The sequence below is a fragment of the Pseudomonas sp. S37 genome, from assembly GCF_016658545.1.
Classification (GTDB): Bacteria; Pseudomonadota; Gammaproteobacteria; order Pseudomonadales; family Pseudomonadaceae; genus Aquipseudomonas.
In genome coordinates this window covers 1-11,478 of the sequence record NZ_JACVZC010000159.1, presented here as the reverse complement: position 1 = coordinate 11,478, position 11,478 = coordinate 1, and the positions used below count along the sequence as shown (strand labels likewise).

Here is an 11,478-nt window from a genome sequence, read left to right as displayed (position 1 = left end):
GGGTAAACCCGCTCCCACAACCTGTGGGAGCGGGTTTACCCGCGAAGAATCCACCACCGATATCAGCCCGTCTAGCCCGCGTTTTTTTGTTACCATCACCCCACTACGAGCGCACAGCGCCACAGCCAAGATGGAAACCGCCTGATGAGCCAACCCTTCGACGTCGCCGCCCTGGCCGCGACCTATGCCAACAAGTCCCCGCAGGACATCCTCAAGCTCGCCTTCGAGCACTTCGGTGACGACCTGTGGATCTCCTTCAGCGGCGCCGAGGACGTGGTGCTGGTCGACATGGCCTGGAAACTGAACAAGCAGGTCAAGGTGTTCAGCCTCGACACCGGGCGCCTGCACCCAGAGACCTACCGGTTCATCGACCAGGTACGCGAGCAGTACAACCTGCCGATCGAGATTCTCAGCCCCGATCGCGCCAAGCTCGACCCGTTCGTCAAGGACAAGGGCCTGTTCAGCTTCTACAAGGACGGCCATGGCGAGTGCTGCGGCATCCGCAAGATCGAGCCGCTGCGCCGCAAGCTGGCCACCGTGAGCGCCTGGGCCACCGGCCAGCGCCGCGACCAGAGCCCGGGCACCCGTAGCCAGGTGGCGGCACTGGAAATCGACAGCGCCTTCTCCACCCCCGAGCGCACGTTGTACAAGTTCAACCCGCTGGCGCAAATGAGCAGCGCAGAAGTGTGGGGTTATATCCGCATGCTGGAGCTGCCATACAACAGCCTGCACGAGCGAGGCTTCATCAGCATCGGCTGCGAGCCATGCACCCGGCCGGTGCTGCCGAACCAGCATGAGCGCGAAGGGCGCTGGTGGTGGGAAGAGTCGACGCAGAAGGAATGCGGGTTGCACGCGGGCAACCTGATCAGCAAGGCTTGAGATCGTAGCAGGGCCGTTGTGGGAGCGGGTTCACCCGCGAAGAAGGCGACGCAATGTATGGCACCGGCTTCGCCGGTGTTCGCGGCTAAAGCCGCTCCCACAGGGGCCGCGAAGCGCCCCCCGCTACTTCGGATCAGTGCACCGGCAGTTCGACGCCTTCGAACAGCTCTTCCAGCTCCTGCTTGTTATGGCACTGAATGGCCTTGGCCATCACCTCACGGGTCAGGTGCGGGGCAAACTTCTCGATGAAGTCGCACATGAAACCACGCAGGAAAGTGCCACGGCGGAAGCCGATCTTGGTAATGCTGGCTTCGAACAGCTCACTGGCATCCAGTGCCACCAGGTCACTGTCGAGCTTGGCGTCCACCGCCATGCCAGCGACGATGCCCACGCCCAGCCCCAGGCGCACGTAAGTCTTGATCACGTCGGCATCGGCTGCGGTAAACACCACTTTCGGCGTCAGGCCGCGATGGTTGAAGGCTTCGTCCAGCTTCGAGCGCCCGGTAAAACCGAACACGTAGGTAACGATCGGGTATTCGGCAACGGCTTCCAGGGTCAGCTTTGGCAGCTTGGCCAGCGGGTGACCCTGGGGCACCACCACGCAGCGGTTCCACTTGTAGCACGGCATCATGATCAGGTCGCCGAACAGCTCCAGCGCCTCGGTGGCGATGGCGAAGTCGACCGTGCCGTCTGCGGCCATTTCGGCAATCTGCATCGGCGAGCCCTGGTGCATGTGCAGGGACACTTCCGGGTACTGCTTGATAAAGCTGCTGATCACCGGCGGCAAGGCGTAGCGCGCCTGGGTGTGGGTGGTGGCGATGGACAGCGTGCCCTTCTTCTCGTTGGAGAACTCCTGGGCAATCTGCTTGATGCTCTCGACCTTGCGCAGGATCTCGCCGGCCGTATTGATGATGCGCTCACCCGCCGGGGTTACGCGGGTCAGGTGCTTGCCGCTACGGGCAAAAACCTCGACACCCAGCTCATCTTCGAGCAGGCGGATCTGCTTGCTGATACCTGGCTGGGAGGTATACAGGCTCTGCGCCGTCGCGGAGACGTTGAGGTCATGGTGCGCCACTTCCCAGATGTAGCGCAGTTGTTGAAGCTTCATAGATTCCCCTCGGTTCAGCGATGAGTCCGCAGCAGCAGGCAGCGACGATATATAACTATATTAGTGGTTCTGGAAATAAATCTAGAACTATTTTGTTACATGCCCCGGAAATGACCTACGGCCAGCTTCATGATTTCCTACGCCCTAAATGCTGCGCCAACGGCACCATGTAGACCGGTACCGGTGATAGCTGCAGCAACCGCACCGCCGTACGCCCCAGCGGCACATCCACGCCGGCACCGGCGCTGTGGCTGCCGAAAATCAGCAGGTCGACGCTGAGCCGCTGCGCCTGGTCAAGAATCACCTGCGCCGGGTCGCCCTGGCGTACCCGCACCGCCTTGATCACCGCCAGGTCGGCCTCCTCGCCCAGTTCATCGCGAAAACTCTCCAGCACGCGCTGCTCTATGTTCGCCATCACCGTGTTGACGCCCTGGCTGTGCAGCTGGTCGAGCGTCTGCTCATCGAGGTAGCTTTGCAGGAGGGATTCGGCGAACTGGCCCATCGGTTCGACCGCATGGATCACATACAACTCGGCGCCGAAGGTACGCGCCAGCGCCAGCGCGTGCTGCATGACAAAAGGGGCGTAGACACCGAGGTCGGTGGCGTACAGCATGGAGCGGATCATTCGACCTCCTCGACTGCCGCAACGGCAGAGCAAGCTTCAGCTTAGCAGCGCGCCAGACCCACGCTTCGCCGTCTGGCGCACTGCTGGCGCGGGCTTGAGGCCAAGCCCGCACTTAACCGGGGCGGCCGCTATCGATGAACCCTAACGCCTGATACAGCATTTCCATGCGCGGCAAGCTGCAGCCGGCCGCCCTCGCCTGTGCCAGCGGCTCGGCATAGATGGCCTGCAACTCCAGCGGGCGTTTATGGGCATGGTCGTGGTACATGCTGGGCCAGTAATCGGGCATACGCTCGGTCAACTGGAACAGGTGCTCGGCATAACCCTCGGGCAAGACATGCCCACATGCCGCTGCACCCTGCACCACCTCGGCCATCAGGGCCTGGATCAGCGCACGGCTATGGCCGTCAGCCATCAGCGGCGTAGTGCTGACACCCAGCAGTACCGACAGGCCGTTGTAGGGTACGTTCCACACCAGCTTCTGCCAGCGTGCCAGCGCCAGGTTCGGCATGGCCTGCGAATCGATGCCGGCCGCCTGAAACAACCCGGCGCCTTCACTGACCAGTGCTGCGCCACCATCCGTGGCTGGCCCACTGTGATAACCCAGGTTCACAGCGCCCAGCGCCTGGTGACGGATCACCCCTGGTGCCTCGCGGTTGACGCAGATGAAGCACAGCCCGCCGAGCAGGTGCATGTCGCCGCGCAAGGCCGGGCGCAGCTGCTCCTCCACGCCCAGGCCGTTCTGCAACAGCACAACCCTGGCACCGGGCGCGGCGGCCTGGACGATCAGCGGCGCCAGTTGATCGTTGCTGGTGGCCTTGGCCCCGATCAGCAGCCAGTCACAAGGCGGCATGTCGGCGGCGCTGGCGTAGGCCTGCACCTTCATCTGCAGCGCGCCGTGCACGGCACTATTGAGCGTCAGCCCTTGCTCACAAACTGCCTGGTACTCGCTGCGCAACAGAAAATGCACATCAAAACCGGCCTTGGCCAGCATCAGCCCATAGAAGCCGCCAATGGCACCACTGCCAATGATGCCGATGCGAGGTGTGTGCGAACGCATGCCAATCTCCAGCCATTGAAGTCAGCCCTCTTTTTACACGGGTTGGGCAACGCTGGGCAGCCCATCCGTACTCAACCCCCTCGATCAGGGAAAAACCCCACGATGACTGGGCTTAGCCCATTGTCGCGCCACCTGTAACGCGCTAAGGTTCGGCTCCCCGCTGCGATTATTCTTGCTGCTGGGCCGCACGGGGATAGTTGGCGGCCGGCACCCGTGACCTGACGAGTAACACGATGGCTGATTTACCGATCGATGACTTGAACGTTGCCTCCAACGAGACCCTGATCACCCCAGATCAGCTCAAGAAGGAAATCCCCCTCAGCGCCAAGGCCCTGCAGACCGTGACTGCCGGCCGTGAAGTGGTGCGCAATATTCTCGACGGCAAGGACCATCGCCTGTTTGTCGTGGTCGGCCCTTGCTCCATCCATGACATCAAAGCCGCCCACGAATACGCCGAGCGCCTGAAAGTGCTGGCTGCAGAAGTGTCCGATACGCTGTACCTGGTCATGCGCGTGTACTTCGAAAAACCGCGCACCACCGTCGGCTGGAAAGGCCTGATCAACGACCCGTACCTGGATGACTCGTTCAAGATCCAGGACGGCCTGCACATTGGCCGCCAGTTGCTGCTGGACCTGGCCGAAATGGGCCTGCCGACCGCCACCGAAGCGCTCGACCCGATCTCCCCGCAGTACCTGCAGGACCTGATCAGCTGGTCGGCCATCGGCGCCCGCACCACCGAATCGCAAACCCACCGCGAAATGGCCTCGGGCCTGTCCTCGGCGGTTGGCTTCAAGAACGGCACCGACGGTGGCCTGACCGTCGCCATCAATGCCCTGCAGTCGGTGTCCAAGCCGCACCGCTTCCTGGGTATCAACCAGGAAGGCGGCGTATCGATCGTCACCACCAAGGGCAACCCTTACGGCCACGTGGTACTGCGCGGCGGCAACGGCAAGCCGAACTATGACTCGGTCAGCGTTGCCCTGTGCGAACAGGACCTGGCCAAGGCCAAGATCAAGGCCAACATCATGGTCGATTGCAGCCACGCCAACTCCAACAAGGACCCGGCCCTGCAACCGCTGGTGATGGAGAACGTCGCCAACCAGATCCTCGAAGGCAACCAGTCGATCATCGGCCTGATGGTCGAAAGCCACCTGAACTGGGGCTGCCAGTCGATTCCAAAGAACCTGGAAGAGCTGCAGTACGGCGTGTCGATTACCGATTCCTGCATCGACTGGTCGGCTACCGAGAAGACCCTGCGCAGCATGCATGCCAAGTTGAAGGATGTGCTGCCGCAGCGTAAGCGCGGCTAATGCAATAAAAGCGGGGCCGTTTCACGGCCCATCGCGACGCAAGGCCGCTCCTACAGGAAAATGCGATCCCCTGTAGGAGCGGCCTTGTGTCGCGATGGGCCGTGAAGCGGCCCCGCTCTTTTTACAGAATCAGGCCTTGCTCGAATGCCGCTGCTGGCGCTCCATGTAGCGCTCCACATACGAGCAGGAAGGGATCACCGTGTAGCCCATCTGCTCGGCATACTCCAGCGCCCGCTCGGTCAAGGCAGCAGCAATCCCGCGGCCGCGCAGGGCGTTGGGCACGAAGGTGCGATAGATGTCCAGCGTCTGCTTGCCCAGATCCATGTACGTCAGATAGGCACGATGACCGTCCACGGTGGTCTCGAACTGATGACCGGCCTGGTCATGGTGGATGGTCAACGCTTCGCTCATCACTACTCCTCGCAGGTCTTCTTGGCAGACCCATACCTTCACCAATGGTGGTTAATCCGGCACAGAATCCTCTACGCCACCTGTTGCCCCTTCGACCACTGGACGATTGCAATCGTTCGGGTCTTCCGGCACTCACAAGATAGTAGGCGCGGCAAGCGGGATTGCTCAAGGTGGCAACGGTTAAAAATGGCCAGAACGCCATCAGGGCGACTTTACCCTGCCCGCCCTAACAGGCGCCGGATGCTCTAGGGCTTAAGACGCCAAAGGACAGTTAAAGTCACCCTTAGTTCAACAAAAAAGTTCCTGTACTACAATCGCTTGCGAACCCTGCACATTTTTTTCACAGCCACGTCGCAAATCTTGTCGGCGCGACGTCAAGCAACATTTTTTTTGCAGTTCTTGCGCTCAGTCAGTTTACTTACTACAAGTAATGAGTACTATGTACGCCGGCCAGTTTCTCTTTTCCGAGAGATGGCTATTTAATAGAAAGTCCTTGAAGGGGAACACGATGAACAACGTTCTGAAATTCTCTGCTCTGGCTCTGGCCGCAGTTCTGGCTACCGGTTGCAGCAGCGTATCCAAAGAAACCGAAGCTCGTCTGACTGCGACTGAAGACGCAGCAGCTCGCGCTCAAGCTCGTGCAGATGAAGCCTACCGTAAGGCTGACGACGCACTGGCAGCCGCTCAGAAGGCTCAGCAGACCGCTGACGAAGCCAACGAGCGCGCTCTGCGTATGCTGGACAAAGCCAGCCGCAAGTAATAATCCTCCCGGATTGTTATGAAGCCGACCCACTTGTGGGTCGGCTTTTTTATTGCCTGCGAACAACACCGGCGCGCCTGGCAGATACGAAAAGGCCCGCACTAAGGCGGGCCCGGGTGTGTCGCAAAAAGCTTACTGCAGTTCTGGCGGCATACTCGAAACCATCGGCGCAGCCCCTGGGTTCTCGACCGGCACGGCAATTTCTACCGGCATACCATCTTCGGCCGCCACCACGTCACGCACCATGTCCCAGTTCATGCGCAGGTTGTTGGCCAGGTCTTCACGCTTGAGCAAGGCATTGATAACTGCAGTGTGTTTGTCGACCACCGACGGGTTGCCCTGGTCGTCCAGTGGCGTGTGCGCCTCCAGGTAAACCTTGCCGCCACTGATGCCAAACTTGTAAGGCTCGTTGATGATGCGCACTGGCGTACCCACCGGCACCATCTTCGACAGCTCCAGCACGTTGTTGTTGAGCATACGGAAGCAACCGTGGCTAGTGCGCATGCCAATACCGAACTTCTTGTTCGAACCGTGGATCAGGTAGCCCGGCACGCCCAGGGTGAACTTGAACGGCCCCAGCGGGTTGTCCGGGCCAGCCGGCACCACGGCCGGGAGGATGTCACCGTCTGCCGCGTGCTCCTTGCGGATGGAGGCGGGCGGCGTCCAGGTCGGGTTCGGCGTCTTGGCGGTGATCTTGGTGTTGGCGATCGGCGAGCCCCAGCCTTCACGACCGATGCCCAGCGGGAAGGTGTACACCACGCTTTGGCCTTTCGGGTAGTAGTACAGGCGGTACTCGGCCAGGTTGATGACCACGCCTTCACGCGGCCCCGGCGGCAGGATATAGCGGGTCGGCAGGATGATTTCGGTACCGGCGCCCGGCAGCCACGGGTCGACGCCCGGGTTGGCCGCGATCATTTCCAGGTAGCCAAGGTCGTTGGCAGTGCCGATGTCGGCGAAGGTGTCCTCGTACTTTGCCTGGATCGTATGCACCTGGCCGACGATGTCTTCACCGGGCGGTGGCAGTGGCAGCTCCAGCGCAGCAGCGGGGCCCGCTACCAGCAGGGCGGCCAGGGACAGGCTACGGGTGACGGCAGGAAAGCGCGGCAACATCCGGTAAATCCTTCGAAAGGTGGGTCAAGAGGACCGATTGTACACCCACGCCGATGCAAGCGGGGAGGCATTGGCGTGAAGCAAGCGTTTCAGATGATGAAAGGTGCCTGGCGTTCAGCTGCCGTGCAGCTCCGGCCACACCGGGCGCATGCCACGCCGCTGGGCATCGAGGATGGCACGGCACAGGTCGCACAGGCGGCCATCGCGGTAGATCGAACGCGGCACCCCCGACCAGCGCGGCTGCGCCGGCAGCAGGCCACCGCACAGGGTGCGATCGACCGGCACGCCCAGCTCAAGCTGGCGGGCCACCAGGTGGACGCGGATTTCCTGGCAGGCAAACAGGTCGAGCTGTTCATCAGGCTCGATCAGTTGGTAGGCGTACAGGGACCAGGCAGGGCGCGGCATCGGGGGCACTCGAAACGGGGGGCGCAACATTAGCCGAAAGCGGCCCCCGTTTAAAGCGTCACAGCAAGGGTTTTATCGCCGGCCAGGCATTTTCCAGCAGTCGCTGCTGGGCACCCTGGGCCGGGTGGATGCCGTCGGCCTGCATCAGTTCAGGCACGCCCCCTACCCCGTCAAGGAAAAACGGCACCAACGGCACCTGCTGCTCCGCGGCCAGCTGTTCATACACCTTGGCAAACGCCGTGGTGTAGCGCACGCCATAATTAGGCGGCAGGCGCATGCCCAGCAGCAGCACCTTGGCACCGGCCTGGCGTGCGCTTTCGATCATCGAGGCAAGATTTTGTTGCAATTGCGCCGGCGGCTGCCCGCGCAGGCCATCATTACCGCCCAGCTCCAGCACCACCAGGCTCGGCTTATGCGCTGCAAGCAGCGCCGGCAGCCGCGCCTGGCCACCTGCACTGGTGTCACCGCTGATCGACGCATTGACCACTTTGTCGTCGAAACCTTCGTCCTTGAGCCGGGTCTGCAACAGAGACACCCAACCCTGGCGGCTATCCAGGCCAAAACCGGCGCTGATACTATCGCCAACAACCAGCAGTGTACCCGCCGCCGCGCTCTGGGCCAGGCAATACAGGGCCAGACCGGCACTCAACCACCACACTCGCATCGGATTCTCCATGGGCCCCAGCATTCTCGTTGCGCAGAACCTTAGCAAAGTGGTCCCCAGCGCGGAAGGTGACCTGACCATCCTTCACGCATTCTCCCTTGACCTGGCCCAAGGCGACAGCCTGGCTATCGTCGGCGCCTCGGGCTCGGGCAAGTCGACCCTGCTCGGCCTGCTCGCAGGCCTCGACCAGCCCAGTGCCGGCAAGGTCATCCTTGCCGGCCACGACCTGGGGCCACTGGATGAAGACCAGCGCGCCCGGATACGCGCCGAACAGGTGGGCTTCGTGTTCCAGTCGTTCCAGCTGCTCGACAGCCTCAATGCCCTGGAAAACGTCATGCTGCCACTGGAGCTGGACGGCCGCCGCGATGCCCGGGAACACGCACGCACCCTGCTGGAGCGGGTCGGCCTGGGCAAGCGCCTGAGCCACACCCCGCGCCAGTTGTCGGGCGGCGAGCAACAGCGGGTAGCCATTGCTCGGGCCTTTGCTGCGCAGCCCGCCGTGCTGTTCGCCGACGAGCCCACCGGCAACCTCGACAGCCATACCGGCGAGCGCATCAGCGACTTGTTGTTCGAGCTGAACAAGGAGCGCGGCACCACCCTGGTGCTGGTCACCCATGACGAACGCCTGGCCCGCCGCTGCCGGCGCCAGATCCGCCTTGACGCAGGCCGCCTTGTGGCGCCGGTGGAGGCCTGATGACCCACATGCCGCTGTCCCGCCTGTGCGGCCTGGCCCTGCGCCAGTTGCTGCGCGACATACGCGCCAGCGAAGTGCGCGTGCTGTTCTTTGCCCTGCTGGTGGCCGTGGCGGCCAGCACCGCCATCGGCTATTTCGGGGCGCGCCTCAATGGCGCCATGCAACTGCGTGCCAGCGAATTTCTCGGCGCCGACCTGGTGCTGCAGGGCAGTGCCCCGGCCCGTGAGCAACAGCTCGATGCCGGCAAGGCGCTGGGTTTGCGCCATGCGCAGGTGGTCGAGTTCACCAGCGTGGTCGGTGGTGACAATGGCATCCAGCTGTCCAGCGTCAAGGCCGCCGACGGCGCCTACCCGCTGCGCGGGCAAGTGCGCAGCGCCCCGGCGCCCTATGCCGCAGAAACCCCGGGGGGCGGCCCGGCGCCTGGCGAGGCGTGGGTCGAACCACGCCTGCTGGCGGCACTCGGGCTGGCGATCGGCGACAGCATCGACGTTGGCATGAAAACCCTGCGCATGAGCCGCGTGCTCACCTATGAGCCGGACCGCGCCAACAATTTCTACAGCCTTACCCCCCGGGTAATGATCAACCTGGCCGACCTGGAAGCCACCGGTGTGATCCAGCCAGGCAGCCGCGTGACCTACCGCGACCTGTGGCGGGGCGATACCGAAGCGCTGGCGCACTACCGCCAGGCGCTGGAAAAAGACCTGGCGGCCAACCAGCGCCTGCGCGATACCCGCGATGGCAACCAGCAGATCGGTGGTGCCTTGGGCAAGGCCGAGCGCTACCTGAACATGGCCAGCCTGGTGGCCGTGCTGTTGGCCGGCGTCGCCGTCGCCTTGTCGGCCAGCCGCTACGCCGCACGCCGCCTGGACGCAAGCGCCCTGCTGCGCTGCCTGGGCCTATCGCGGCGCCAGGCCTTGGGCCTGTATTGCCTGCAACTGGCCATGCTTGGCCTGGTCGCCGCACTGGCCGGCGCCTTGCTCGGCTGGCTGGCCCAACTGGGCCTGTTCCGCCTGCTGCACGGCCTGCTACCCAGCGTGGTGCCCGCCGGCGGGGTGGTACCGGCCCTGGCCGGTATCGCTACCGGGCTGGTGGCGCTGGCCGGTTTCGCCCTGCCGCCGATCGCGGCATTGGGCCAGGTACCACCACTGCGCGTACTGCGCCGCGACCTGTTGCCGATCCCGCCAAGCAGCTGGCTGGTGTATGGCGCTGCCCTGTTTGCCCTGGGCCTGATCATGTGGCGCCTGAGCCTCGACTTGCTGCTCACGTTTGCCCTGCTCGGTGGTGGCCTGGTCGCTGCGCTGCTGCTCGGCGGCCTGCTGTTGCTCGGCTTGCGCAGCCTGCGCCAACTGCTGGCCGGGGCGCCACTCACCTGGCGCCTGGGGCTGGGCCAACTGCTGCGCCACCCCATGGCGGCCGCTGGCCAGGCGTTGGCCTTCGGCCTGATCCTGCTGGCCATGGCCCTGGTCGCCCTGCTGCGTGCAGAACTGCTCGACACCTGGCAAGCGCAGTTACCCAAGGATGCACCCAACCATTTCGCCCTGAACATCCTCCCGGATGACCGTGAGCCGTTCGCTCGGCACCTGCAGCAAGTCAACGCCACGGCGGCGCCGCTGTACCCGGTGACGCCCGGGCGCCTGGTGCAGATCAACCAGCAACCGGTGCAACAGATCGTCAGCAAGGACTCCGCGGGTGAACGCGCCGTGCAGCGCGACCTCAGCCTGACCTGGGCCGCCGAATTGCCCGAGGGCAACCAACTGACTGCGGGCAGCTGGTGGCAAGCCCTGCCAAGCGGGGACGAAATCCCCGGCGTGTCGGTGGAGGCAGAACTGGCCAGCAGCCTGAAACTGCAAATGGGCGACCTGCTCACCTTCGACATCGGCGGCCAGCAGCGCCAGGCCCGGGTCAGCAGCCTGCGCAGCGTGCACTGGGACAGCTTCCAGCCGAACTTCTACATGATCTTCCAGCCCGGCACGCTGCAAGGGCTGCCGACCACCTACCTGACCAGCTTCTACCTGGCAGCGGGGCATGACCTGGATGTGGTGGCACTGTCACGGGCATTCCCGGCGGTGACCATCCTGCAGGTGGATGCGCTGCTCGACCAGTTGCGCAGCATCCTCGCCCAGGTGACCCTGGCCGTGGAGTATGTGCTGCTGTTCGTGCTGGCGGCCGGGCTGGCGGTGCTGTTCGCCGGCTTGCAGGCGACACTGGACGAGCGCATTCGCCAGGGCGCCCTGCTGCGTGCACTGGGTGCCGCGCGGCCACTGCTGGTGAGGGCGCGACGGATCGAGTTCGGTTTGCTGGGGGCGGCTAGCGGGCTATTGGCGGCGGTAGGGTGTGAGCTGATTACCCTGGTGCTGTACCGCTATGCGTTCGATTTGCAGTGGAGCCCGCATTCTTGGTTGCTGGTGCTGCCGCTGGCGGGGGCGCTGCTGGTGGGCGGTGCGGGGGTGCTGGG

General features: G+C 63.6%; 12 protein-coding genes. 5 read left to right on the top strand and 7 right to left on the bottom strand.

Features of this window, described 5'->3' with window-relative positions:
- Nucleotides 1-144 precede the first annotated feature (144 nt).
- Nucleotides 145-879 carry a phosphoadenylyl-sulfate reductase gene (locus IAE39_RS27550; RefSeq protein ID WP_110745006.1) on the top strand — a complete coding sequence of 245 codons (735 nt, stop codon included), beginning with the start codon at nucleotides 145-147 and terminating at the stop codon, nucleotides 877-879.
- 133 nt (nucleotides 880-1,012) lie between these two features.
- On the opposite strand, the gene cysB is transcribed toward IAE39_RS27550, so the two are convergent.
- From cysB to IAE39_RS27535, 3 genes are all read right to left on the bottom strand, one after another.
- Complete coding sequence (cysB, locus tag IAE39_RS27545) at nucleotides 1,013-1,987, bottom strand: HTH-type transcriptional regulator CysB (RefSeq protein ID WP_010953293.1); 975 nt, start codon at nucleotides 1,985-1,987, stop codon at nucleotides 1,013-1,015.
- Between the two features lie 127 nt (nucleotides 1,988-2,114).
- The gene (locus IAE39_RS27540) at nucleotides 2,115-2,612 is read right to left on the bottom strand and encodes a universal stress protein (protein ID WP_110745005.1); all 498 of its coding nucleotides are present in this window, start codon (nucleotides 2,610-2,612) and stop codon (nucleotides 2,115-2,117) included.
- Between the two features lie 112 nt (nucleotides 2,613-2,724).
- Nucleotides 2,725-3,669: a putative 2-dehydropantoate 2-reductase gene (locus tag IAE39_RS27535; protein ID WP_201207637.1), complete on the bottom strand. Its 945-nt coding sequence runs from the start codon at nucleotides 3,667-3,669 to the stop codon at nucleotides 2,725-2,727.
- Between the two features lie 233 nt (nucleotides 3,670-3,902).
- Here IAE39_RS27535 and IAE39_RS27530 point away from each other — a divergent pair, with 233 nt between their 5' ends.
- Nucleotides 3,903-4,979: a 3-deoxy-7-phosphoheptulonate synthase gene (locus IAE39_RS27530; RefSeq protein WP_201207636.1), complete on the top strand. Its 1,077-nt coding sequence runs from the start codon at nucleotides 3,903-3,905 to the stop codon at nucleotides 4,977-4,979.
- 129 nt (nucleotides 4,980-5,108) lie between these two features.
- Here the strand turns inward: IAE39_RS27530 and IAE39_RS27525 are convergent, their stop codons facing one another.
- Nucleotides 5,109-5,390 carry a GNAT family N-acetyltransferase gene (locus IAE39_RS27525; RefSeq protein WP_016500542.1) on the bottom strand — a complete coding sequence of 94 codons (282 nt, stop codon included), beginning with the start codon at nucleotides 5,388-5,390 and terminating at the stop codon, nucleotides 5,109-5,111.
- A gap of 508 nt (nucleotides 5,391-5,898) precedes the next feature.
- Between IAE39_RS27525 and oprI the strand changes: the two genes are divergently transcribed.
- Nucleotides 5,899-6,150, top strand: a complete 252-nt coding sequence (gene oprI / locus IAE39_RS27520; protein ID WP_003259780.1) for an outer membrane lipoprotei OprI — start codon at nucleotides 5,899-5,901, stop codon at nucleotides 6,148-6,150.
- Nucleotides 6,151-6,282: 132 nt separating this feature from the next.
- Here oprI and IAE39_RS27515 read toward each other — a convergent pair whose 3' ends face one another.
- The 3 genes from IAE39_RS27515 to IAE39_RS27505 all read right to left on the bottom strand — a co-directional run bounded on the left by IAE39_RS27515 (nucleotide 6,283) and on the right by IAE39_RS27505 (nucleotide 8,329).
- Nucleotides 6,283-7,260 carry a L,D-transpeptidase family protein gene (locus tag IAE39_RS27515; protein WP_201207635.1) on the bottom strand — a complete coding sequence of 326 codons (978 nt, stop codon included), beginning with the start codon at nucleotides 7,258-7,260 and terminating at the stop codon, nucleotides 6,283-6,285.
- A 114-nt stretch (nucleotides 7,261-7,374) separates the two neighbouring features.
- The gene (locus tag IAE39_RS27510) at nucleotides 7,375-7,665 is read right to left on the bottom strand and encodes a hypothetical protein (protein ID WP_110745001.1); all 291 of its coding nucleotides are present in this window, start codon (nucleotides 7,663-7,665) and stop codon (nucleotides 7,375-7,377) included.
- A gap of 58 nt (nucleotides 7,666-7,723) precedes the next feature.
- Entirely contained in the window at nucleotides 7,724-8,329 is a 606-nt protein-coding gene (locus IAE39_RS27505; RefSeq protein WP_201207634.1) for an arylesterase, read from the bottom strand.
- A gap of 10 nt (nucleotides 8,330-8,339) precedes the next feature.
- On the opposite strand from IAE39_RS27505, the gene IAE39_RS27500 reads away from it, so the two are divergent.
- Both IAE39_RS27500 and IAE39_RS27495 read left to right on the top strand, forming a co-directional pair.
- Nucleotides 8,340-9,023 (top strand): ABC transporter ATP-binding protein, encoded by a 684-nt coding sequence (locus IAE39_RS27500; RefSeq protein ID WP_201207633.1) that lies wholly within the window; start codon nucleotides 8,340-8,342, stop codon nucleotides 9,021-9,023.
- Nucleotides 9,023-11,478: ABC transporter permease (locus IAE39_RS27495; protein WP_201207632.1), on the top strand; the 2,456-nt coding region annotated here is incomplete at its 3' end. The genes IAE39_RS27500 and IAE39_RS27495, both read left to right, overlap by 1 nt.